Here is a 21,119-nt window from a genome sequence, read left to right as displayed (position 1 = left end):
GCGCCGGCCGGCGCTCAGCCTTCCGCCACGCCGCGCTGCCCGCCGATGATCGCCAGGAATTCGCGGCGGGTCGAGGCATCGTCGCGGAAGGCGCCGAGCATGCGGCTCGTCACCATCGTGACGCCCGGCTTGTGGATGCCACGGGTCGTCATGCACTGATGGGCTGCCTCGACCACGACAGCGACGCCTTTCGGCTTCAGCACGTCGTTGATGCAGTTGGCGACCTGGGCGGTGAGCTTCTCCTGGATCTGCAGCCGCTTGGCGTAGACCTCGAGTACCCGGGCCAGCTTGCTGATGCCGACGACGCGGCCAGCGGGCAGGTAGGCGATATGCGCCCGGCCGATGATCGGCACCATGTGATGCTCGCAATGGCTCTCGATGCGGATGTCGCGCAGGACCACCATCTCGTCATAGCCATCCGTCTCCTCGAAGGAGCGGGCGAGGAGATCCACCGGATCTACCGCGTAGCCGGCGAAGAACTCCTCATAGGCGCGGGCGACGCGGGCGGGGGTGTCGATCAGCCCCTCGCGGTCAGGGTCGTCGCCGGTCCAGCGCAGCAGGGTGCGGATGGCGGCCTCGGCTTCCGCCCGGCTCGGCCGGCCCTCAAGCGTCGCCTTGGCGTCGATGATGTGGTTCGGCGTCTGGATGTTCACGGTTCCAATCCCCCTAAGCTCGCGGATCTGCCTGGCCCGTGGGCCGGGTAGTAACCCAGTGTTATACTCGGACATGGGGCCATTCTCCGAACCCGCAATGGTTCGGGCCGGCGCTCAGCTTCCCGTAGGAGGTGGGCCCGAGGGCGCGCCGGGAGGCGGCGGGGCCCGGGGCGGCGGCGGCGGCAGGCTGATCGCAGTCGCCTGCAGGTTGCGCAGCAGGCTGGAGCCGCCACGGCCGAGTTCGACCTTCCGCTGCAGCAGGATGCCGGAGACGCCTTCCAGCCAGTAGCGCACGGTGAAGCTCTGTGCGGCATTGGCGCCGGTGCCATTGACCATCCGCTCGAGCACCACCGTGTCGAACCGGCCGGCCGGACCCTGGAGGGCCTCGAAGCCCACCACCCGCCAGCGGGTCTCGAACGGGTACTGGATGCCGCTGCCGGGCGAGGAGACGGTCGCGGTATAGCTGGCATTGGCGCCGGTCTTGGCCGGGAAGAGGCTCCGCATGCCGGCCAGATGGCCGCGCCCCTCACTGTTGGTCTCCTCCACCAGCCCCCAGACCAGCCGCAGCCCGCTGCCCGTGGCCGTCCGCGCGGTGCAGATGGCCGGGTCCGATGGGTCCGTGCCGGTGAAGACGAGGCTGCGGCCGTCATCCCAGGCCACCCGGCTCCCGGCCTCCGGGCAGGCGAAGACCCAATCCTTTTCGGCCTGCGGCGTCGGCGTCTTGCAGGCAGTGAGGGCGAGCGGGAGCAGCAGCAGGCTTCGGCCAAAAGGGATGCGCATCTGCTTCTTTTCGATTGCGAGTATGCAACTAGCCTTAACCGTTCCTTCAATGCCCTGAGACAAATTCCAGAATTGGAGACGGTGGAGAGACTCGTGGGAATTTGTCTTGAGGGCCGATATCGATCCGTCAGGCCGGAGGGCGAATGATGGGGCCAGATACCATAACTAGGTCAAGCGTCCGTGATGACGCTTGGGACGAGATCTGGGACGCCTATGACGCCGGGCATCCGCCAGCCCCGTCGCCGGCTCTGCCACCAGCTCGCCGGCCCATCCGCCGTACCCATGGGCTGCCCCTGCTGCTGGCTGGTCTTATTTTGTCCCTGCTCGCGGGCACGGCCGTCACGGCCATGCCGATGCAGGCGGCGCGGGAGTTGGTGGCCGTGCTCCGGGCCGCGGACCATAGCGCGCTGGCCCCGATGGTGGACTGGCCCGCCCTGCTGGCCGGCCTGCCATCGGCCGATCCGCAGGAGGAGGACTTCCTCGCTGCCCTCAGCCACCATGTGCATCGCCATGCCGCGACGCCGGAGGGGCTGGTGGCGCTGATGCAGGCCCGGCTCGGGCCCGTATGGCCGACGCCCGAGCTGGCCGCGGTCGGCTTCGGCACGGCGCGGCTGGTGCTTCCTGCCCCTGGTCAGCCGGGCCGCGGGATCGCCCTCTCCCTCGCCTTGCGGGAGATGCTGCCGCCCCGGTGGAAGCTCGTTGGGGTCGAGCCGCTCGGCTGATGCATCGCAGCCGCTTGCCCCGGCCCCCCGGGCGGGTCTAGCTGCCGGCGTGCTAACCTCTTTCCTTGCGCGCCTCGTCGCGCTGCCCTGGCGGCGCCAATTGGCGGCCGCCTTCGGGCTTGGCCTGATCGCTGCCCTGGCCTTGCCGCCGGTCCATGCGGTGCCGGTGCTGCTGGTCTCCATTCCGGGGCTGCTCGCCCTGACCGGTGCCGCGCCGACCGCGCGCCGTGCCGCCTGGCTTGGCTTCGCCTGGGGATGGGGCCATGGGCTTGCCGGCATCTATTGGGTCACGCATGCGATCCTGACGGATGTGGCCAGTTTCTGGTGGCTGGTGCCGCTGGCGGCGCCGGCGGTGGCGGTGCCCCTCGCCCTCTTCGTCCTGCCGCCGGTCCTGGTGGCGCGCGCGCTGCCGGCGGGCTGGCCGCGGCTGCTGGGCTTCGCCGGAAGCTGGGTGCTGGCGGAGCTGGCACAGGGCTTCCTCCTCACCGGCTTCCCCTGGAACCTGATGGGGACGGTCTGGGCCTTCGCGGCGCTGCCGGTGCAGGCTGCGGCGCTGGTTGGCGTCCACGGCCTGTCCCTGCTCACCGTGATGCTGGCCGCGCTGCCGCTGGTCGCGGGTTGGCGGGGCTGGGCCGGGGCGGCAATCGGCCTCCTGGCCCTGGGCGGGTTCGGCGCCTGGCGCCTGGCGCAACCGGAGGCGCCGGCCCCTGGGGTGCAACTCCTGCTGGTACAGGGCAACGTGCCCCAGGAGGTGAAATGGCGACCCGAGCAGCGCATGCCCAATTTCGAGCGCTACCTGGGGTTGACCGCCGAGGGTGCGCGACACGCGTTGGCCGAAGCGGATGGTCGTCGCCTGGTGGCGATCTGGCCCGAGACGGCGAGCCCGTTCCTCCTCGCCCAGGACCCGGATGCTCAGCGCATGGCGGCCGAGGCGCTGCCCCCTGGCGCCACGCTCCTGGCGGGCACGGTTCGCGCGGAATGGGCGCCGGACGGCACCCTTGCCCAGGTCTTCAACAGCCTGGTTGCGCTCGATTCGGCTGCCAAGGTGGAGGCCGTCTACGACAAGTCGCATCTGGTCCCCTTCGGCGAGTACATGCCACTCGCCGGGTTGCTGCCGATCCGCCTCGTCACAGGAGGCATGGATTTCTCGGCCGGGCCGGGGCCGCTGCGGCTGGCGCCGCCCGGCCTGCCGGCCTTCGGCGCCCTGATCTGCTACGAGGTGATCTTTCCCGCGGCCGTCACGCCCGCGCCACGGCCGGATTGGCTGGTGAACATCACCAATGACGGCTGGTTCGGCCATTCGGCCGGTCCCTGGCAGCACCTGGCCGCGGCACGGCTCCGGGCGGTGGAGGAAGGGCTGCCGCTCGCACGCGCGGCGCAGACGGGCATCTCGGCCCTGTTCGATTCGCGCGGGCGCCGCCTGGCGATGATCCCGCTCGGTGCGATGGGAACGGCCAGCATCGCCCTGCCGGGTCCCGACGCGCCGACGCCCTTTGCCCGTTGGGGGCTGGCGATTCCCCTGGCGGCGTCACTGCTCTGCCTGGGCCTCGCTTGGCTGCTGCGGCCGGTGGTTGTATCTGGAACGGCTTCGCCACCCGCGCCACGGGCGTGATCTTTATTGAGAATTCTCAAAAGTATTGACGCTTTGTTGCCGCGCCCGTAAAACCTTCATCAGGGATGTGCTCCTGCCGTTGCAGCTCATGCCTCGGCCACAGCCTGGGGTCGCACACGGTTCAGGGCGGCCCGGAATGGGATGAGACAGACGATGCCGAGTGACGACAACCTCGAACGCACGGCCCGTGAGCCCCGCCCGAGCCCCATCGATGTCCATGTCGGCACCCGGGTGCGTCTGCGACGCACGCTGCTCGGCATGAGTCAGGAGAAGCTCGGCGAGGCCCTGGGCCTGACCTTCCAGCAGGTCCAGAAATACGAGCGCGGGGTGAACCGCATCGGTGCCAGCCGGCTGTTCGACCTCGCCCGCGTGCTCGATGTGCCGATCGGCTTCTTCTTCGATGACATGCCGGATGCGATGGGCGGCAGCATGAACGGCGTCCGCCGCGCCATGGGCTTCGCCGACAGCCAGGACGCCTTCGAGGACGATACCCTGCACCGGCGGGAGACGCTGGAGCTGGTCCGTGCCTATTACCGGATCACCGACCCCTCCGTGCGCAAGCGCGTCTTCGACCTCATCAAGAGCCTGACCCCGCCGGACTGACCGCCCCAGGCTGCCGGGCAAGCTCGCTGGTGGTTACTCCCTCGGCGCGGGCTGGCCATCGCCACCGAAGGGAGGCATCGTCGAGGGACGGTGGGAGGAATAGGAGGCGACGGGCGGGCTCTCGTCCTGCATCACCTCCCGATCCGGCTCCCGCAATTGCGGATTGTCGAAGACCGGCTCCCGCACGCGGCGCAGCGCCTCGCCGAGCGCGCCGGCCAGGTCCCGCTTCTGTTCATCGCCGAGCAGCCGGCCGATCTCCACATCACTGCCGCGTTGCCGCAGCACCAGCAGGCTGACCCGTCCGGGGCGCTCCTCCAGCCGCAGCCTTGCCCAATAGGGATCGACGGCGATCTCCTCCCGCCGGCCGCGGCCATCGGTGCGATGGATGGTCAGGCGCTCCCCGGTCAGGATCAGCACCTCCATGGCCCGGCGGCTCCGGCGGCGGTGCAGCGCCATCAACCCCAACACCATCCCCGCCTCGATGCCGGTGAAGCCGAGGACCGGCCAGGCGCCCAGCGCCAGGAAGACGCCGCCCGTTGCCGCCGAGACCGTGAGCAGGGCCGTCGAGAGCACGCGCATGCCGCGAGGTCCGAGGCTACGCGCCGGGGTGCAGATCGCCTCGAAGAGAACAGGTTCGGCGGGGGCTGGCATGGTGTACCGGGAGATGGGATGAGCAGCGCATCCTGCCATGGCACCAAGGCCGCCGATGCCCCGCCCGATTGCGAAAATCCCCGGTCAAACCCGTGCGAGAGCGCCCCGCCCACCCTTGCACGGTACCGCACAGGCGCCGCGCCGGGCTCGGCGCATGTCGGCGGCCCAGGCCGGCGAGTTCCTGCGCGCCCTCGCCATGCACAATCCGAAGCCCGAGACGGAGCTGCTCTACTCCACTCCCTTCACCCTGCTCGTCGCCGTGGTCCTCTCGGCGCAGACGACGGATGCGGCGGTCAACCGCTGCACGCCTGCCCTCTTCGCCGCGGCGCCCGGCCCGGCCGAGATGGCGGCCCTCGGCGCTGAGGGCGTCGCCCCCTTCATCCGCAGCATCGGCCTCTGGCAGGGCAAGGCGAAGAACGTGGCCGCCCTCTCCCGCCTGCTGCTCGAGCGTCATGGCGGCGAGGTGCCCGCAGACCGGGCCGCGCTCGAGGCGCTGCCGGGGGTCGGGCGCAAGACCGCCAATGTCGTCCTGAACGTCGCTTTCGGTGAGAGCACCATGGCGGTGGATACCCATATCTTTCGTTTGGGCAACCGCACCGGCCTCGCCCCCGGCAGGACGCCGCGCGAGGTGGAGGATGCGCTGGTGCAGCGCTGCCCGCCCGAACTGCTGCGGGATGCCCATCACTGGCTGATCCTGCATGGGCGTTACGTCTGCAAGGCGCGCCTGCCGGAATGCTGGCGCTGCCCTGCGGCCTCGCACTGCAATTATCGCGACAAGGTGCCGGCGCCAGCAGCCTAATTCGGCTGCCGAATGGCGCCTCCCCTGCGTCACCGGGAACTGGCGGGGCGCCTGCTGCGTTGCAACGTCATAACCGATCCGCACGCCCAGCCTGCCTCAGGCACGGTTTGGAAGCCCGGTTCGATCCCGCCGGCGGGTTCCCCGCTGGTGGTCCCACGGCGACTACAACTGAAGGGACCCCGAATGACCGATGCCCCGCCGGGCAGCGCTGCCCCTCGCTTGGCCTCCGGCCTGACGACGGCTCGCCCGACCCCATCGACATTGCTGCTGTGCCTCTCCCACCTGCGCTGGAATTTCGTGTTCCAGCGGCCGCAGCACCTGCTGACGCGAGCAGCCCGGGGTTACGACGTCATCTTCCTCGAGGAGCCGATATTCCAGCCTGGAATCTCGCCGCGCCTCGACCTCAACCGTACGCCGGAGGGCGTGACGGTGGCGGTGCCGCTGCTGCCGGAGGGGCTTTCGGCCGCCGCCATCATCGCCACCCAGCGTTCCATGCTGGACGACCTGCTGGCGCCCGAAGCCGGGCGGCCGCTGATCGCCTGGTTCTACACGCCGATGGCGCTGGAATTCGCCGGGCACCTGCATCCCGACGTCCTGGTCTATGACTGCATGGATGAACTCTCCGCCTTCCGGGGCGCACCGCCGCGGATGATGGAGCTGGAGCAGGCGCTGCTGAACCGCGCCGACATGGTCTTCACCGGGGGCCGCAGCCTCTACGAGGCGAAGCGCAACCGGCATGCCCGCGTCTCCTGCTTCCCCTCCTCGATCGACACGAAGCATTTCGCCAGCGCCCGCGCCAACGCTGCGGCACCGCAGGATGTCGCCAGCCTGCCGGGCCCGCGCATCGGCTTCTTCGGCGTGGTCGATGAGCGGATGGATGCGGGCCTTGTCGGCGAGCTCGCGGCGCTCAGGCCCGACTGGACCTTCGTGATGATCGGGCCGGTGGTGAAGATCGACCCGGCCGACCTGCCGCACCTGCCCAACATCCACTGGCTGGGCGGACGCGACTACAAGGAGCTGCCGGCCTATCTCGGCGCCTGGGATGCAGGCTTCATGCCCTTCGCGCGCAACGAGAGCACCCGGTTCATCAGCCCGACCAAGACGCCGGAATTCCTGGCGGCCGGGCTGCCCGTGGTCTCCACCCCGATCACCGATGTGATGCGGGACTGGGGCCCGAAGCCGGATGGCACCGGCGGCCTGGTGGAAATCGCCGAGGACGCCCCCTCCTTCGCCGCTGCCCTGGCGATGGTGCTGGAACGGCCTCGCGCGCCCTGGCTGAAGCAGGTGGACCGGCGGCTCGCGCAGATCTCCTGGGATCGCACCTGGTCCGAGATGCAGGGCGAGGTGGAGACCGCGCTCCGCGCCGCGACCCGCACGTCGCGGGTGCTGACGGCGGCGGAGTTGGTGAAGCGCGCCGCGGCGGGCGACTGAGACGTCACCCGGAGGCTTTTCCGGTCCGGGATCATGCACAACCTCCCGCGGCATCGTCGTGGGAGGACAGGATGACGAAGCGCTGGCCCCGGCGCCTCAGGCCAGCGAGAACAACCGGCCAAGCCTGGCCGCGGGCCGGGTATCGATTCCGGCTTCCCTGAGGCAGGCCCAGATGCCGACCGAGGCGGAGTCCAGTACCGGCAAGCCGAGTTCCGCCTCCAGGCCCGGCACCAGCGACAACCCGGGCAGGTTGGTGCTCCAGATCAGCACCGCATCCGCCCCTGCCGCCACCTCTCGCACCAGCGTGGTGATGGAAGCCGGATCGACGGCGCTCGCCGCCGCATTGTCGCGGATCCCGAGCCCCTTCAGCCCCACCACCTCGGCCGGCAGGCCGGCGGCATGGGCCGCTGCCTCGTCGATCGGTCCCTGCGCCACCATGCCGAATCGGCGGATGCCGAGACGGTCCAGCAGCGATGCCGTCGCCAGCGCCGTGGTCGTTGCCGGGCATCCGGCCGCCTCCGCCATGGCCGCGGCCAGGGCCCGGTCATGCTCGAGGCCAAGAGCGGCACCGCGCGTTCCATTCCAGCACACAGCGCCGACCCCGGCATGGCCCAGCAGCCGCGCCGCCTCGCGGAAGCCGGCAATGTCATAGCCATCCCGCGGCTGGCCGAGCCCCTGCCCCCAATAGGGGATGCGCGCGACGCAGCCATCCACCCCGGGGAAGAGCGGCAGGATGCCGGCAAGCGTCCGCTCCACCATCCGGTTCGAAGAGGGCAGGATGGTGCCGATGGCGGGGCGGGGCATGCAGGGGTCTTTCGGCTGGCGAGGCTTGGGGCACAGCTTCGCCCATGGCAGGTCCAGGCACCATCCGCCAGGTCTGAGCCGAAGCAGTTGCAGCCACCGGGCCTTGCTCTAGGCTTCTTTCCAGAGCGCCCCAGCAAGGGGTGCCGCCTGGGGAGTTCCGTCCATGCCCATCACCCGCCGCGCCGCGTTCGGCGCGACCGCCGCCCTGCTGCCGATACCGGCCCTGCGTGCCCAGCCGGCCGATGTGATCCGCATCGGCGTGCTGACCGACCTCGCGGGACCCTATCGCGATGTCACCGGCCCGACCTCCGTTGCCTGCGTGCGCCAGGCGGTGGAGGAATTCACCGCCGCCAATCCCGGGCTGCGGGTCGAGGTCATCACCGCCGACCACCAGAACAAGCCCGATGTCGGCATCAACACCGTGCGGCAGTGGTTCGACCAGCGCGGCGTCGATATCGTCACCGATGTCGGCAACAGCGCCATCGCCCTCGGCATCAACCCGGTCTGCGTCGAGAAGGACAGGGTCCATCTGAACGCCTCCGCCGGCACCTCGGACCTGACGGGCCGCGGCTGCACGCCGAATTCGATCCATTGGGCCTATGACACCTGGTGCCTCTCCAACACCTCCGGCACGGCGCTGACCAAGGCCGGTGGCGACCGCTGGTACTTCATCACCGCCGACTACGCCTTCGGCCACGCCATCGAGCGCGACACCACCCGCTTCATCGAGGCGGCGGGCGGGAAGATGATCGGCGCCTCCCGCTACCCCTTCCCGCAGACCACGGATTTCTCCGCCTTCCTGCTGCAGGCGAAGGCCTCCGGCGCCAAGGTGCTGGGCCTCGCCATGGCTGGCGACGACCTGATCAATTGCGTGAAGCAGGCGCAGGAATTCGGGCTGACGCGCAGCATGAAGCTTGCCGCCATCATCGGCTCCATCACCGGGGTGCTGGCCGCCGGCCTGCCGACGATGCAGGGCATGTATATCGCCGAGACCTTCTGGTGGGATCTCGACGAGCGCACCCGCGGCTTCACCCGCCGGGTGCAGCAGAAGCTGCCCGCCGGCGTCTTCCCCAACTACGTCCATGCGGCGAATTACAGCGGGGTGCTGCATTATCTGAAAGCCGTCCAGGTGCTCGGCATCGCCCGTGCCAAGGCGAGCGGGCGGGAGGTGGTGGCGCAGATGAAGCGCATGCCGACCGATGACGACGCCTTCGGCCAGGGCAGTATCCGCGAGGATGGGCGGAAGCTTCACCCCTCCTACCTGCTGGAGGTGAAGAAACCGGGCGAGAACCGCTATCCGGGTGATGTCTACCGGCTGGCGGCGACGGTGCCGACCGATCAGGCCTTCCGCCCGCTCAGCGAGGGCGCCTGCCCGATGATCCGCAGCTAGCTTTACCTGCCATGGAGGTTGTCCCTCCGGGGCCGGGGCTGCGCAGGGCTAGCCGGGATGGATGAATCCATAGGCCGGGTAGCCCGTCGTGCCATAGCCATTCGCCGGCGGGTACCAGACGCGCAGGAGGGACCAGTCATTGCCGGAGGAGATATCCAGCACCGGCTGGTCCCGTGCCACACGTCCCTTGCCGCGTCCTGAAGCCCAATTGGCATGATCGACCCGGATCTCCCGCGACGAGACCACCCGTGAGACCACCGAGACATGGCCCTGCGGCAGGCGCGAGGTGCGCATCAGCACCAGCACGCTGCCGGCCCGCGGTGACCGGCCCCGCCCATAGCGTTCGGCGGCCCCTTCCCACCATTCCCAGGCATCGCCGCGGATCGGCAGGCCGGTGCGCGCCCGGACATAGGGTACGCAGCTCCAATCCCCGGGCGGCCCGGAGGAGCCGACGGTCCGGGGGCTGCGCGCCGTCCCACAGGCCGCAAGTGCGAGCAAGGCGAGCAGCATCAGCCAACGCATGACGCGAATCCGGTCCCCCAAAGGCCCCCCGGCCCAGGCCATCCTAGCGGAAACCGCTGAGCGAGCGAGACTGGAATCCTACCGTTCCAATGGTTTGCGACGCATTACTGTAACGCCATCATCAAGCTCTCGCTCTCGTGCTCCGAGTATGCGAAAGACGGACGCCTGCGGGGGGAAACTCCTTCTGTGCCGGTGCCCGGGGGGGGTGGCCGGCCGGATGGATGGGGCCCGCATTGCCAGGAAGGGCCAGGTGATGACCAAATCGAACAGGCGGCCTGAGCGCCGCCATGGCGCCGCGCCGGTTGCGCTGCTGATGGCGGGCGTGTTGCTCGCCGCACAACCCGCCAGCGCCCTGCCGCGCTGCGCCTCCGAGACCGACCAGACCGTCTTCGAGGTCGAGGCACTGAAGACCGAGTTGATGGTGGTCGCCACGACCTGCAAGCAGGAAGACCGCTACAACGCCTTCGTGCAGAAGTACCAGCCGGCGCTGGCGCAGAACGGGCGCGCCTTCGGCCAGTATTTCATCCGCACGCATGGGGGTACGCGCCCCGGCCAGCGGCAGAACGACATCTACATCACCGAGCTCGCCAATGTGCGGTCCAATGTCGCCCGCTCGCTCGGCAGCGACTTCTGCATGCGCAATGGCGGCCTCTTCGACGAGGTGATGGCGCTGCAGAGCGTCAATGACCTTCCCGCCTATGCCGCCGGCAAGGACCTGCTCTCCTCCGGTGCCACCGCCTGCCAGGGCGCGCCTGCTCACCGTGCTGCCGCTGCCCCGGCCCGTCGTACCGCTGGAACCCATACGCGATGACCCTGCGCCTTTCCCTTGCCGGCCCGCTTGCCCTGGCCGCCCTGCTCGCCGCCTGCGCCGAGCAGCAGGTCGCCCGCCAGCCTGCGTCCGGCGCGCGGATCTATGCCAATGACCTGGCCGGTGGCGCCAAGGTCTGCACCGTGCCGCAGCCTGCCGTCGTGGCGGCCGGCCAACAGATCGAGACGACCATGACGGTCGACAATGACGGCGGCTGGTGCGGGATCACCGTGGCGCAGTCCGGGCCGAAGCCCTTTGCCTATGGCACGGTGGCGACGCGCCCGCAGCACGGCCGGCTGCATATCCATACGGTCGGCGACAGCACCCGCGTGGACTACATCCCGAATGCCGCCTTCGGCGGGACGGACAGCTTCGCGGTGCAGCTGAAGCCGGGCGATGCGACGATGCGCGTCGCCGTGACGGTGAACTACACCGCGCCGCCGGCCCCGCCCGCCCCGCCTGCCGCTGCCCCGGCGAAGCCCAGCCGGACCCCGGCGCGCCGCCGCTGAGAGACAGGAAGCCGGGGGAATGTCCTTCCCCCGGCTTCCCTTCATCGACTGAAGCGGTTTCCGTTCGCACTGGCTCACGGACCCCGCTCTGGCTTCTTGTTTGAGCAAGCAGATTGCTCCGATCAGATGCCTCCATCTGATCGGAGTTTGCTTTAGGGCCCGTTCGCGGCCGGAGCGGTCACCCAGCCCTGGAAGGGCGGTTCTCCGCAATCTCCACACCAGAGTTCCCGGTTCAGGCCGATGAGATGCAGGCGGGCGTCACGGCCTACCAGCGCGATGAGCCTGGCACGGCTATAGGTCTGGGACCGGCAGCCGCAACGAAGGCAGAGCGCCTCGTCGCGCGCCAGGTCATTGACCGTAAGGGCGAAGGCCGGATCCATGATAGGCACAAAGATAGAACATCCATCCCGGAACGGCAAGGCCTTACTGCCATCCCCGGATCGTTCCATTTTCAGGTCGCAGTGGCGACGCAGCCAGGGCCGTTGCGGTTGAAGCTGGTGATCCGGCCCTCCCGCGATTCGAAGACCAGGACGCAGCCATCCACCCCGCCACCGCCGCCAAAGCCGAGGCCCAGCCCCGTCCCGACCCCGACGCCGCTGCCGAAGCTGCCAAAGCCGAGGCCGATGCTGGGGAAGACGGCGGGGCGGCTGGAGGGCCGGGCGAATTCATACTGCAGCAGGCGCCGGCCATCGCCGTCATAGGTGCGGCTGGGCACGCCGAGATTGGCCACCACCTCTGTCTCCGGCCGGCCCACATAGGTGCCGATGCGGCGGTCGAATTCCGCCGTGGTACCGGAGGAACAGGCTGCCAGCGCCAGCAGCGGAAGGGCAGGAAGAAGGCGACGGGGCATGAGTGGCTCGCTCTCCCGCGGCGACGGGATTGCAGCCGCGGTCCAGGTTAACGCCCGGGCCAGGGAACCGGATGCGGCCTTCCGTGAGATGTGCGCGCCTTCAGCACCGCGCCGAAGGCTCCAGGCCCCGAAAGTTCAGCGCATGTTGGGCGGGTTCGCCTGGTTCGGCGGCGGCAGGGGCGTTTGAGCCGTGGTGCCCGGGCCGGTGCGGGCGGCACCACCCCCCTGATCAGTCCGCGGTCGTCCATCGGTGACCTCGCCGGGTTTCGGCGCCGGCGGCGGCGTCTCGGGCGCTGGGCGGGGGATGGGACGGGTGACGCCCTGGGCCGGGGCCGTGCCCTGGGCCGCGGCAGCAAGCGGCTGGGCCACCAGCAGCATGGCCGCTAGGATGGCATGGATCGGCGCGGTGCTGCGTGTCTGGATCGGCATGGGCGGCCAACGCGGGGTGGGCCAAGATGGTTGCCGCACCAGCGAACCCGGCCCTGGCTGCCGCGTTGCGCTCCAGTCCGGGTGTGCGTGAAGCCCGGGAATGGGGCCTATATGACCGAACAGAATGATCCCCCGCCGACTGCGCGCCGTCGTTTCTTCGGCGCTCTGGGCCTTGCCGCCGTCGCCGCACCGGCCGCCGCCTTCGAGGTGGATGGCGGCACCGGCGGGCTTCCCCCGGCCAGGGAGTCCGAGGCCGAGAAGCGCAAGGCGCGCTACCGCGAAACAGATCATGTGCGGGCCTATTACCGCACCAACCGGTACTGATCCCATGCTGATCCGGCGGAGCGAGGGACAGGCCGCGCGGCAGCGGCTATCGGAGGCCTATCGGGGCCTCAGCACGGGCGGGACGGACCGCCGTGGCTTCCTGCGGCAAGCGGGGCTGGGTGGTGCGGGGCTGGCGGCGCTCGGCGCGCTCCCCCCGACGCTCACGCGCGCAGCCGAGGCGCCGGCACCGGACCGTGCGGCGCCGATCCAGCGGATAAAGAATGTCTGCACCCATTGCTCGGTCGGCTGCAGCGTCATCGCCGAGGTGCAGAACGGCGTCTGGACCGGGCAGGAGCCAGCCTTCGAATCCCCCATCAACCGCGGCACGCATTGCGCCAAGGGGGCGAGCGTGCGCGAGCTGGTGCATGGCGACCGGCGGCTGAAATACCCGATGAAGCTGGCCGGCGGCGAATGGCACCGGCTCTCCTGGGATCAGGCGATCGAGGAGATCGGGGCGAAGCTGCTCGAGATCCGCGAGCGCAGCACGCCTGAGGCGGTGTTCTGGCTGGGCTCCGCCAAATTCACCAATGAAGCGGCCTATCTCTTCCGCAAATTCGGCTCCTTCTGGGGAACCAACAACACCGACCACCAGGCCCGCATCTGCCACAGCACGACCGTCGCGGGTGTGGCGAATACCTGGGGCTATGGCGCCCAGACCAACAGCTACAACGATATCCGCAATGCCAAGACCATGATCATCATGGGCGGCAACCCGGCGGAATCGCACCCCATCGCCACGCAGCACATCCTGGCGGGGCGGGAGCTGAACCGCGCCAACCTCTTCGTCGTCGATCCGCGCTTCACCCGCACGGCGGCGCATGCGACCGACTATGTGCGCATCCGGCCGGGCACCGACATCCCCGTCATCTGGGGCATGCTCTGGCACATCTTCGAGAATGGCTGGGAGGATCTCGAATTCATCCACCAGCGCGTCTACGGCATGGACGAGATCCGGCGCGAGGTGGCGAAGTGGCACCCGCAGGAGGTGGAGCGGGTATCGGGCGTCCCCGAGGGGCAGCTCAAGCGCATGGCGCAGATCTTCGCCACGCAGAAGCCCGCGACGCTGATCTGGTGCATGGGCGCGACGCAGAAGACGGTCGGCACGGCCAATGTGCGCGCCTTCTCCATCCTGCTGCTGGCGACTGGGAATGTCGGCAGCGCGGGCACGGGCGCCAACATCTTCCGCGGCCACACCAATGTGCAGGGGGCCACGGATATGGGCCTCGATGTCTCGACCCTGCCCGCTTATTACGGGCTGGACGAGGCGGCCTGGCGGCACTGGTGCCGGGTCTGGGAAGTCGACTACGAGTGGATGCTCTCCCGTTTCGTCGACAAGAAGATGATGGAGATGCCCGGCATCCCGAGCACGCGCTGGTTCGACAGCGTGGTGCTGCCGAAGGAGCAGATCGAGCAGCCGACCAACTGCAAGGCCATGTTCGTCATGGGCCATGGCGGCAATACCGTGACCCGCATGCCGGAGGCGGTGAAGGGGCTGGAGCAGCTGGAGCTGCTGGTGGTGGCGGACCCGCATCCGACGACCTATGCGCAGCTCTCCGACCGCGCCGACGGCACCTACCTGCTGCCGATCTGCACCAGCTTCGAGACCGTCGGCAGTCGCACCGCCTCCAACCGGTCGCTGCAATGGGGCGAGAAGGTCGTCGAGCCGATCTTCGAGAGCCGCAACGACTATGACGTGATGTATGCGCTGGCGCGGCGGCTCGGCTTCGCCGAGCAGCTGTTCAAGAACATCAAGGTCCACAACGGCGTGGTGGAGGTGGAGGACATCCTCCGCGAGATCAACCGCGGCAGCCTGGCGCTGGGCTATACTGGCCAGTCGCCGGAGCGGCTACGCCACCACATGGCGAACCAGCAGCATTTCGACGTGACGACGCTGCGTGGCCAGCCCGGCTCGCCGGTGGCGGGCGAGGTCTATGGCCTGCCCTGGCCCTGCTGGGGCACGCCGGAGATGAAGCATCCGGGGACGCATATCCTTTACGACACCTCGCTGCATGTGAAGGAAGGCGGCGGCACCTTCCGCGCCCGCTTCGGCGTCGAGCGCAACGGCGAGACGTTGCTGGCGGAGGGGAGCTACAGCAAGGGGTCGGAAATCCAGGACGGCTATCCGGAATTCACCGTCGCCGTCCTCAAGCGCCTCGGCTGGTTCGACGAGCTGACTGCGCATGAGAAGGAGTCGATCGCCCGCGTCGGCGGGGCGAATATCGACCGCGTCTCCTGGTCGACCGATCTCTCGGCCGGCATCATCCGCGTGGCGATGGAGCATGGCTGCCTGCCCTATGGCAACGGCAAGGCACGCGCCGTGGCCTGGAACCTGCCGGACCCGGTGCCGGTGCACCGCGAGCCGATCTACACGCCGCGCCTCGACCTGATTCCGACGCCGGCGCAGGCGGCTGTCCTGGCATCCAACCCGCAGGCGATCGCGCCGACCGGCACCTATCCGACGCTGCGCGACCGCCGTGGCTATCGCGTGCCGCATCTCGGGCTCAGCATCCAGATGCGCTCGCATCAGGTGGCGAAGGATTTCCCGATCATCCTCACCTCGGGACGCCTCGTCGAATACGAGGGCGGCGGCGAGGAGACGCGCTCGAATCGCTGGCTCGCCGAGTTGCAGCAGGACATGTTCATCGAGATCAACACGGCGGATGCGCAGGCGCGCGGCATCGGGCCGGGTCAATGGGTCTGGGTGCTGGGGCCGGAGAACAGCGCGCATATCCGGGTGAAGGCGCTGGTGACGGACCGCGTTGGCCGGGGCGTCGCCTTCATGCCCTACCACTTCGGCGGCTGGTGGCAGGGCGAGGACCGGCGGCGCTTCTACCCGCCCGGCACCGACCCCATCGTGCTGGGCGAGAGCGCGAATACGGTGACCACCTATGGCTATGACCCGGTGACCTTCATGCAGGAAACCAAGGTGACCCTCTGCCAGATCAAGGCGGCCTGACCATGGCGCGGATGAAATTCCTCTGCGACAGCGACCGTTGCATTGAATGCAACGCCTGCGTCACCGCCTGCAAGAACGAGCATGAAGTGCCCTGGGGCATCAACCGGCGCCGCGTCGTCACCATCGGTGACGGCAAGCCGGGCGAGCGCTCCATCTCCATGGCCTGCATGCACTGCACCGATGCGCCTTGTGCCGCGGTCTGCCCGGTTGCCTGCTTCTACGGCACGGAGGATGGGCTGGTGCTGCACGACAAGGATCTCTGCATCGGCTGCGGCTACTGCTTCTACGCCTGCCCCTTCGGCGCGCCGCAATACCCGCGTGTCGGGAATTTCGGCGGGCGTGGCAAGATGGACAAGTGCACCTACTGCGCCGGCGGGCCGCAGCAGGACAACTCCGCCGTCGAATACATGCAATACGGCAGCAACCGCATCGCCGAGGGCAAGCTGCCGCTCTGCGCCGAGATGTGCTCGACCAAGGCGCTGCTTGCCGGCGATGGCGAGATCATCGCCAGCATCTACAAGGAACGGGTGCAGCAGCGTGGCTACGGCTCCGGCGCCTGGGGCTGGCGGACTGCCTATAAGGAGGAACTGCCGGCATGATGAGGCTCCTCGCGGCGCTGCTGCTTCTCCCACTCAGCGGGGCGTTGGCCCAGCAGCAATCAGGCGAACCCTCGGGCGGGGCGCCATCGGTGCAATCGGCGGCGCCCGAGGTTGGCGCGGGGCGCGGCGGCACCGGCAACGCCAATCAGCCGGCGAGTTCGGATCCCCAGTCCGTGACCGGCGGACCACGCCCGGAGCGCGTCGCGCCGAAGCCCCGGGTGCCGGTCGAGCCGATCACCGCCCCTGTCCCCTACAGCGCCCGCGGCGGCGTCGAGGCCGGGGCGCTGGAGGCCCAGCATGCCGAGAAGGGTGGGGTGATCTCCGGCGCCGTCAGCATCCCGAACCAGGCGGCCGGCATCCTCATCCAGCCCGAGGGGCGGGACTGGCGAGGCTTCCGCACCCGCATCCTCAGCATCGCCGGCGCCGTCATCCTGCTCGGCACGGTCTTCATCCTGGCCGGCCTCTACCTGCTGCGCGGGCCGCAGCGGATCGATGCCGGACGGTCGGGACGGACGATCCACCGCTACGGCGTGTTCGAGCGGATGAACCACTGGATGGTCGCGGTGAGCTTCGTACTGCTCGGCCTCACCGGGCTCAACATCACCTTCGGGCGGGCGGTGCTGCGGCCGGTGATCGGGGCTGAGGCCTTCACGGCGCTGACCTGGACCGGGCAGGCCGTGCATCAATTCCTGTCCTTCCCCTTCGTCATCGGCCTGCTGGCGATGGTGGTGCTGTGGCTGCGGGACAACCTGCCGAGCAAGGTCGATGTGGCCTGGGTGAAGGCGGGCGGACCGATGGCCAAGGGGCATCCTCCGGCGGGCCGCTTCAATGCGGCACAGAAGGCGCTCTACTGGTTCGTGGTGGGTGGCGGCATCCTGGCCTCGGTTTCGGGCTATCTGCTGATGGCGCCCGGCCTGCTCGACAACGTCACCAGCCAGCAATGGGCGCATGTGGTGCATGGGCTGATGGCGATGGTGATGATGGCCGCCATCATCGGCCATATCTATATCGGTACCATCGGCACCGAGGGCGCCTTCGAGGCGATGGCGACCGGGCAGGTCGATTACAACTACGCCCGGGAGCATCACAGCCTCTGGGTCGATGACCGGCTCGCGGAGGCAAGGCGGACGGCGGTGGGCGCCGACTGACGCCGGTCAGGCGCCAAGCTGGTCCATCGGCTTCGATCCGGATGGCGGCGAAGATGCTGGCGCCTGGATCGGCCGGCAGCGTCATGGAGAGCCGGGACAGGACAAGCGGGACTGTCCACGAGGCCCGGAGCGTTCCTCAGCAATCGCGGAAGCGCTCCGGGCGTGGCCTTTACCCTTTCGCCATGCCGCGCAGCATCTGGATGATGCCGGAGAAGTCCGCATCCCCCTTCCCGTCCTCGAGGAAGCGGCGATAGAGGGCCAGCGCCTCGGCCCCGAGCGGCGTCACCGCCCCGGCCGTGGCCGCGGCCTCCTGGGCGAGGCCGAGATCCTTCGCCATGAGCGCGGCGGCAAAACCGGGCTTGTAGTCGCGGTTGGCCGGGCTGCTGGGGACCGGGCCGGGCACGGGGCAGTAGGTCGTCAGGGCCCAGGACTGGCCGGAGGATTTGCTCGCCACGTCGAACAGGGCCTGATGGGTGAGGCCGAGCTTCTCAGCCAGCACGAAGGCCTCCGCCGTGATGATCATGTTGGCGGCGAGCATCATGTTGTTGCAGGCCTTGGCCGCCTGGCCGGCACCGGCGCCGCCGCAATGGACGAGGGTGCGGCCCATCGCTGAGAGGATGGGCGTGGCGGCGGCATAGGCCTCGTCCGGCCCTCCGACCATGAAGGTGAGCGTGCCGGCTTCTGCACCCATGGTCCCGCCGGAGACAGGGGCGTCGAGCATCGGATGGCCGGCGCCGGCGGCCACCTCCCGCGCCGTCGCCACATCGATGGTGGAGCAGTCGATCAGGACGGCGCCGGGCGCAGAGGCCGCAGCCATGCCGCCGGTGCCGAGCCAGGCCTCCCGCACATGGCGGCCGGCCGGCAGCATGGTGATAACGAATTCCGCACCGGAGGCGGCTTCGGCGGCGCTGGCCGCCGCGATGCCGCCAGCGGCGGCGAGAGCGGCAAGCGCCTCCGGCACGAGGTCGAAGCCCATGACCTGGTGCCCGGCCTTCAGCAGGTTGCGCGCCATCGGCCCGCCCATATTGCCGAGCCCGACGAAGCCGATGCGTGCCATGGGTATCCCCTCCCCTTATCCGTGCTTCCCGCGCGCCGCGGGACCGGGGGAGTGTGCCGTGCCGTCGCCGGGGCTTCCAGCCGGGGCAGCCCCGAAGCAGTATTCCACCGCCCCGCAACTTCGGCCCGCCATGGCGCATCCGCTGTGGGCCGGCTCCTGCCCCTGATGGCCAGGCTGAACCGCAGCCGCCCCGGGGCGCTTCTGCCGCAACAGGCGGATGAAGGAGGAATCATGCGGCGGATCATCCTGGCGGCTTTCGGCATCGCGGCGATGGGGCTGGCCTCGGCGCAGGCGCAGGACCTGCAGGACAGGCTGGGGCGGGCCTGGCAGGAATTGCAGGGTGGGCAGCAACTGCCCCCGCCGCGGCCCGATGCCCGCGACGACCCGCGCTACGATCCCCGCCATGACCAGCGTGGCGACCCGCGCGCCGGTCGCGGCCGGGACGAGCAGGACCGGCGCTACAGTGAGCAGGATGTGCGCGAGCGGGTGCGGGTGCTGGACGAGGCAGACCGGCGGCTCGATGCGCAGCAGCGGCAGATCGACGAGGAGCGGCGCCGGATCGAGGCGGAGCGGCGGCGGCTGGTGCGCTAGAACACAGCCTGACCAGCCCGGGTGGCCCCCGCCCCGTTCCGGCTATGGACCGCGCCATGCGCGCAGGCTATCCGCCGATGCAAGGGGACTCAGGGAGGCAGCCATGCGGGTTCTGGTGATCGGTGGCGGCATCGGTGGCCTGGCGACGGCCCTGTCGCTGCATGCTGCCGGCATCGAAGCCGAGTTGTACGAGGCGGCGGCCGAGATCCGCCCGCTGGGCGTCGGCATCAACCTCCAGCCGCATGCGGTGCGGGAGTTGACGGAGCTTGGCCTCGGCCCGGCCCTGGCGGAGGCCGGCGTCGCCACCCAGGAGTTCCGCTACGCCAACCGCTTCGGCCAGACCATCTGGGCCGAGCCGCGTGGCCTCGCTGCCGGCTACCGCTGGCCGCAATACTCGATCCATCGCGGCCGGCTGCAGATGCTGCTCTGGGAGGCGGCGCGTGCCCGGCTGGGCGAGGCGCGGCTGCGGCTCGGGCGGCGACTGGCTGAATTCACCCAGGATGCTGCCGGCGTCACCGCGCATTTCGCCGATGGCGAGGCCGTGCGTGGCGACCTGCTGGTCGGTGCCGATGGCATCCACTCGGCCGTCCGTGCCCAGCTGGTGCCGCAGGAAGGGCCGCCGAAATGGAACGGTGCCCTGCTGTGGCGCGCCACCAGCCTCGCCCTGCCCTTCCTCACCGGCGCCACCATGGTGCAGGCCGGACATCGGGACACGAAATTCGTCTGCTACCCGATCGGGCGGGTCGAGGATGGACGGGCTGTGGTGAATTGGATCGCCGAGCAGCGCTTCCCCACCGATACGCCCTGGGCGCGGGAGGACTGGAACCGTCCGGCGCGCAAATCCGACTTCCTGCCGATCTTCGCCAATTGGCGCTTCCCCTGGCTCGACGTGCCGTCGCTGATCGAGGCGGCGGAGGCGGTCTATGAATTCCCGATGGTTGACCGCGATCCGCTGCCGCGCTGGACCGAGGGGCGGGTGACGCTGCTCGGCGATGCGGCGCATCCCATGTACCCGATCGGCTCGAACGGAGCCTCGCAGGCGGTCCTCGATGCGCGTTTCCTGGCCCTGCAGCTGGCGACGCAGCCCGGGGTGGCGGCGGCGCTTGGCACCTATGAGGCGGTGCGGCGGCCGGCGACGGCGGCGGTGGTCGAGGCCAATCGCGGCGACGGGCCGGACCGCGTGATGGACATCGTCCATGCCCGTGCCCCCGGCGGCTTCGAGCGCATCGAGGATGTGGTGCCGCAGGCCGAGCTGGAGGCGACGGTGATGGGCTACAAGCGCATCGCCGGCTTCGACCCGGCGACCCTGAATGCGCGGGAGAGCTGGAGCGTCAGACCGGAACCTCTCCCGGCGGCTTGAGCGCGGTGAGGACGAAGCTGCTGCGCGTCTCCTTCACCCCCGGCATGCGCAGCAGGGCCTTCAGGGCGAAATCCGCATAGGCCTCGAAATCCGCGGCGAGGACGTGGAGGAGGTAGTCCATCTCGCCGCTCATCGCATAGGCGGCGAGGACTTCCGGACGCTCCGCCAGCGCCTTGTGGAAGCGGTCCACCACCTCCTCCGCATGGCTCTCGAGCGCGACCATGACGAAGGCCTGCAGCGGCAGGCCGAGCCGGGCCGGGTCCAGCACCGCGCCGTAGCGGGCGATGATGCCGGCCTCCTCCAGCCGCCGCACCCGGCGCTGGCAGGGCGTCGGCGAGAGGCCGACCTGCTCGGCCAGCGCCACCACGGGCAGGCGGCCGTCGCGTTGCAGAGCGCGGAGGATGCGGCGGTCCAGCGCATCCAGCTCGATGGTGGATTTCGCCATGAGACGGGCCTCGATGGAGTGGATTCCCCCAAGCATAGCCCCTCAATGGGCCAATTTCGCCGGAAATCCCTCGCTG

General features: G+C 69.5%; 24 protein-coding genes. 14 read left to right on the top strand and 10 right to left on the bottom strand.

The window, feature by feature from the left end:
- Positions 1-14 precede the first annotated feature (14 nt).
- Both folE and BLR02_RS01270 read right to left on the bottom strand, forming a co-directional pair.
- Positions 15-653: a GTP cyclohydrolase I FolE gene (folE, locus tag BLR02_RS01275; protein WP_245704573.1), complete on the bottom strand. Its 639-nt coding sequence runs from the start codon at positions 651-653 to the stop codon at positions 15-17.
- A 114-nt stretch (positions 654-767) separates the two neighbouring features.
- Positions 768-1,433, bottom strand: a complete 666-nt coding sequence (locus tag BLR02_RS01270) for a hypothetical protein (protein WP_090659711.1) — start codon at positions 1,431-1,433, stop codon at positions 768-770.
- Between the two features lie 314 nt (positions 1,434-1,747).
- On the opposite strand from BLR02_RS01270, the gene BLR02_RS01265 reads away from it, so the two are divergent.
- From BLR02_RS01265 to BLR02_RS01255, 3 genes are all read left to right on the top strand, one after another.
- On the top strand, positions 1,748-2,155 hold the full coding sequence (locus tag BLR02_RS01265; RefSeq protein ID WP_090659708.1) for a hypothetical protein: 408 nt from the start codon (positions 1,748-1,750) through the stop codon (positions 2,153-2,155).
- Between the two features lie 49 nt (positions 2,156-2,204).
- Positions 2,205-3,767 (top strand): apolipoprotein N-acyltransferase, encoded by a 1,563-nt coding sequence (lnt, locus tag BLR02_RS01260; RefSeq protein ID WP_245704572.1) that lies wholly within the window; start codon positions 2,205-2,207, stop codon positions 3,765-3,767.
- Positions 3,768-3,920: 153 nt separating this feature from the next.
- Positions 3,921-4,370 (top strand): helix-turn-helix domain-containing protein, encoded by a 450-nt coding sequence (locus tag BLR02_RS01255; protein WP_090659705.1) that lies wholly within the window; start codon positions 3,921-3,923, stop codon positions 4,368-4,370.
- Between the two features lie 33 nt (positions 4,371-4,403).
- Here the strand turns inward: BLR02_RS01255 and BLR02_RS01250 are convergent, their stop codons facing one another.
- Entirely contained in the window at positions 4,404-5,021 is a 618-nt protein-coding gene (locus tag BLR02_RS01250; RefSeq protein ID WP_176849318.1) for a DUF2244 domain-containing protein, read from the bottom strand.
- A 154-nt stretch (positions 5,022-5,175) separates the two neighbouring features.
- Here BLR02_RS01250 and nth point away from each other — a divergent pair, with 154 nt between their 5' ends.
- Together nth and BLR02_RS01240 are read left to right on the top strand one after the other, a co-directional pair.
- The gene (gene nth, locus BLR02_RS01245; RefSeq protein WP_090560575.1) at positions 5,176-5,820 is read left to right on the top strand and encodes an endonuclease III; all 645 of its coding nucleotides are present in this window, start codon (positions 5,176-5,178) and stop codon (positions 5,818-5,820) included.
- A gap of 183 nt (positions 5,821-6,003) precedes the next feature.
- On the top strand, positions 6,004-7,251 hold the full coding sequence (locus BLR02_RS01240; protein ID WP_090659699.1) for a glycosyltransferase: 1,248 nt from the start codon (positions 6,004-6,006) through the stop codon (positions 7,249-7,251).
- A gap of 96 nt (positions 7,252-7,347) precedes the next feature.
- Here BLR02_RS01240 and BLR02_RS01235 read toward each other — a convergent pair whose 3' ends face one another.
- Entirely contained in the window at positions 7,348-8,055 is a 708-nt protein-coding gene (locus BLR02_RS01235; protein WP_090659696.1) for an aspartate racemase/maleate isomerase family protein, read from the bottom strand.
- A gap of 163 nt (positions 8,056-8,218) precedes the next feature.
- On the opposite strand from BLR02_RS01235, the gene BLR02_RS01230 reads away from it, so the two are divergent.
- Positions 8,219-9,445 (top strand): ABC transporter substrate-binding protein, encoded by a 1,227-nt coding sequence (locus tag BLR02_RS01230; RefSeq protein WP_090659693.1) that lies wholly within the window; start codon positions 8,219-8,221, stop codon positions 9,443-9,445.
- A gap of 48 nt (positions 9,446-9,493) precedes the next feature.
- Here the strand turns inward: BLR02_RS01230 and BLR02_RS01225 are convergent, their stop codons facing one another.
- Positions 9,494-9,967: a CHAP domain-containing protein gene (locus BLR02_RS01225; protein ID WP_090560571.1), complete on the bottom strand. Its 474-nt coding sequence runs from the start codon at positions 9,965-9,967 to the stop codon at positions 9,494-9,496.
- Between the two features lie 253 nt (positions 9,968-10,220).
- Here BLR02_RS01225 and BLR02_RS01220 point away from each other — a divergent pair, with 253 nt between their 5' ends.
- Complete coding sequence (locus BLR02_RS01220; RefSeq protein ID WP_143018007.1) at positions 10,221-10,778, top strand: hypothetical protein; 558 nt, start codon at positions 10,221-10,223, stop codon at positions 10,776-10,778.
- The gene (locus BLR02_RS01215) at positions 10,775-11,284 is read left to right on the top strand and encodes a hypothetical protein (protein ID WP_090560569.1); all 510 of its coding nucleotides are present in this window, start codon (positions 10,775-10,777) and stop codon (positions 11,282-11,284) included. Before BLR02_RS01220 ends, BLR02_RS01215 begins: the two co-directional genes overlap by 4 nt.
- Positions 11,285-11,436: 152 nt before the next feature.
- Here BLR02_RS01215 and BLR02_RS29200 read toward each other — a convergent pair whose 3' ends face one another.
- From BLR02_RS29200 to BLR02_RS01200, 3 genes are all read right to left on the bottom strand, one after another.
- Positions 11,437-11,664: a hypothetical protein gene (locus BLR02_RS29200; protein ID WP_090560568.1), complete on the bottom strand. Its 228-nt coding sequence runs from the start codon at positions 11,662-11,664 to the stop codon at positions 11,437-11,439.
- A gap of 71 nt (positions 11,665-11,735) precedes the next feature.
- Entirely contained in the window at positions 11,736-12,134 is a 399-nt protein-coding gene (locus tag BLR02_RS01205; RefSeq protein ID WP_090560567.1) for a hypothetical protein, read from the bottom strand.
- Between the two features lie 135 nt (positions 12,135-12,269).
- Entirely contained in the window at positions 12,270-12,563 is a 294-nt protein-coding gene (locus BLR02_RS01200) for a hypothetical protein (protein WP_090560566.1), read from the bottom strand.
- 111 nt (positions 12,564-12,674) lie between these two features.
- On the opposite strand from BLR02_RS01200, the gene BLR02_RS01195 reads away from it, so the two are divergent.
- Genes BLR02_RS01195 through BLR02_RS01180 form a run of 4 tightly spaced genes read left to right on the top strand, consistent with a single transcriptional unit; the run spans position 12,675 to position 17,590 of the window.
- A complete protein-coding gene (locus tag BLR02_RS01195) occupies positions 12,675-12,887 on the top strand; it encodes a hypothetical protein (protein ID WP_090659690.1) in 213 nt (70 codons plus the stop codon).
- 4 nt (positions 12,888-12,891) lie between these two features.
- Positions 12,892-15,843, top strand: a complete 2,952-nt coding sequence (locus BLR02_RS01190; protein WP_090659687.1) for a formate dehydrogenase subunit alpha — start codon at positions 12,892-12,894, stop codon at positions 15,841-15,843.
- A gap of 2 nt (positions 15,844-15,845) precedes the next feature.
- Positions 15,846-16,442: a formate dehydrogenase FDH3 subunit beta gene (gene fdh3B / locus BLR02_RS01185; protein ID WP_090560563.1), complete on the top strand. Its 597-nt coding sequence runs from the start codon at positions 15,846-15,848 to the stop codon at positions 16,440-16,442.
- Positions 16,439-17,590: a formate dehydrogenase subunit gamma gene (locus tag BLR02_RS01180; RefSeq protein ID WP_090659684.1), complete on the top strand. Its 1,152-nt coding sequence runs from the start codon at positions 16,439-16,441 to the stop codon at positions 17,588-17,590. Before fdh3B ends, BLR02_RS01180 begins: the two co-directional genes overlap by 4 nt.
- A 169-nt stretch (positions 17,591-17,759) precedes the next feature.
- On the opposite strand, the gene mmsB is transcribed toward BLR02_RS01180, so the two are convergent.
- Positions 17,760-18,647, bottom strand: coding sequence for a 3-hydroxyisobutyrate dehydrogenase (gene mmsB, locus BLR02_RS01175; RefSeq protein WP_090659681.1), 888 nt, complete (start codon positions 18,645-18,647; stop codon positions 17,760-17,762).
- Between the two features lie 231 nt (positions 18,648-18,878).
- Here mmsB and BLR02_RS01170 point away from each other — a divergent pair, with 231 nt between their 5' ends.
- Complete coding sequence (locus tag BLR02_RS01170) at positions 18,879-19,238, top strand: hypothetical protein (RefSeq protein ID WP_090560560.1); 360 nt, start codon at positions 18,879-18,881, stop codon at positions 19,236-19,238.
- A 103-nt stretch (positions 19,239-19,341) separates the two neighbouring features.
- On the top strand, positions 19,342-20,598 hold the full coding sequence (locus BLR02_RS01165) for a flavin-dependent oxidoreductase (protein ID WP_090659678.1): 1,257 nt from the start codon (positions 19,342-19,344) through the stop codon (positions 20,596-20,598).
- On the opposite strand, the gene BLR02_RS01160 is transcribed toward BLR02_RS01165, so the two are convergent.
- Positions 20,570-21,043 (bottom strand): Lrp/AsnC family transcriptional regulator, encoded by a 474-nt coding sequence (locus BLR02_RS01160; RefSeq protein ID WP_090661486.1) that lies wholly within the window; start codon positions 21,041-21,043, stop codon positions 20,570-20,572. The genes BLR02_RS01165 and BLR02_RS01160 overlap by 29 nt on opposite strands.
- Positions 21,044-21,119 lie beyond the last annotated feature (76 nt).

The sequence above is a fragment of the Belnapia rosea genome (assembly GCF_900101615.1).
In the GTDB taxonomy this organism is placed as follows: Bacteria; Pseudomonadota; Alphaproteobacteria; order Acetobacterales; family Acetobacteraceae; genus Belnapia; species Belnapia rosea.
This window is presented reverse-complemented; position numbering and strand designations above follow the sequence as displayed.

What these genes read in the sequence shown, in the direction of transcription:
- BLR02_RS01235 (WP_090659696.1), bottom strand. Translation starts at nt 8,055, where the DNA reads ATGCCCCGCCCCGCCATCGGCACCATCCTGCCCTCTTCGAACCGGATG.
- BLR02_RS01230 (WP_090659693.1), top strand. Translation starts at nt 8,219, where the DNA reads ATGCCCATCACCCGCCGCGCCGCGTTCGGCGCGACCGCCGCCCTGCTG.
- nth (WP_090560575.1), top strand. Translation starts at nt 5,176, where the DNA reads ATGTCGGCGGCCCAGGCCGGCGAGTTCCTGCGCGCCCTCGCCATGCAC.
- BLR02_RS01225 (WP_090560571.1), bottom strand. Translation starts at nt 9,967, where the DNA reads ATGCGTTGGCTGATGCTGCTCGCCTTGCTCGCACTTGCGGCCTGTGGG.
- BLR02_RS01170 (WP_090560560.1), top strand. Translation starts at nt 18,879, where the DNA reads ATGCGGCGGATCATCCTGGCGGCTTTCGGCATCGCGGCGATGGGGCTG.
- BLR02_RS01215 (WP_090560569.1), top strand. Translation starts at nt 10,775, where the DNA reads ATGACCCTGCGCCTTTCCCTTGCCGGCCCGCTTGCCCTGGCCGCCCTG.
- BLR02_RS01195 (WP_090659690.1), top strand. Translation starts at nt 12,675, where the DNA reads ATGACCGAACAGAATGATCCCCCGCCGACTGCGCGCCGTCGTTTCTTC.
- BLR02_RS29200 (WP_090560568.1), bottom strand. Translation starts at nt 11,664, where the DNA reads ATGGATCCGGCCTTCGCCCTTACGGTCAATGACCTGGCGCGCGACGAG.
- BLR02_RS01255 (WP_090659705.1), top strand. Translation starts at nt 3,921, where the DNA reads ATGCCGAGTGACGACAACCTCGAACGCACGGCCCGTGAGCCCCGCCCG.
- BLR02_RS01160 (WP_090661486.1), bottom strand. Translation starts at nt 21,043, where the DNA reads ATGGCGAAATCCACCATCGAGCTGGATGCGCTGGACCGCCGCATCCTC.
- BLR02_RS01190 (WP_090659687.1), top strand. Translation starts at nt 12,892, where the DNA reads ATGCTGATCCGGCGGAGCGAGGGACAGGCCGCGCGGCAGCGGCTATCG.
- fdh3B (WP_090560563.1), top strand. Translation starts at nt 15,846, where the DNA reads ATGGCGCGGATGAAATTCCTCTGCGACAGCGACCGTTGCATTGAATGC.
- BLR02_RS01205 (WP_090560567.1), bottom strand. Translation starts at nt 12,134, where the DNA reads ATGCCCCGTCGCCTTCTTCCTGCCCTTCCGCTGCTGGCGCTGGCAGCC.
- BLR02_RS01165 (WP_090659678.1), top strand. Translation starts at nt 19,342, where the DNA reads ATGCGGGTTCTGGTGATCGGTGGCGGCATCGGTGGCCTGGCGACGGCC.
- mmsB (WP_090659681.1), bottom strand. Translation starts at nt 18,647, where the DNA reads ATGGCACGCATCGGCTTCGTCGGGCTCGGCAATATGGGCGGGCCGATG.
- BLR02_RS01180 (WP_090659684.1), top strand. Translation starts at nt 16,439, where the DNA reads ATGATGAGGCTCCTCGCGGCGCTGCTGCTTCTCCCACTCAGCGGGGCG.
- BLR02_RS01240 (WP_090659699.1), top strand. Translation starts at nt 6,004, where the DNA reads ATGACCGATGCCCCGCCGGGCAGCGCTGCCCCTCGCTTGGCCTCCGGC.
- BLR02_RS01200 (WP_090560566.1), bottom strand. Translation starts at nt 12,563, where the DNA reads ATGCCGATCCAGACACGCAGCACCGCGCCGATCCATGCCATCCTAGCG.
- BLR02_RS01250 (WP_176849318.1), bottom strand. Translation starts at nt 5,021, where the DNA reads ATGCCAGCCCCCGCCGAACCTGTTCTCTTCGAGGCGATCTGCACCCCG.
- BLR02_RS01270 (WP_090659711.1), bottom strand. Translation starts at nt 1,433, where the DNA reads ATGCGCATCCCTTTTGGCCGAAGCCTGCTGCTGCTCCCGCTCGCCCTC.
- BLR02_RS01220 (WP_143018007.1), top strand. Translation starts at nt 10,221, where the DNA reads ATGACCAAATCGAACAGGCGGCCTGAGCGCCGCCATGGCGCCGCGCCG.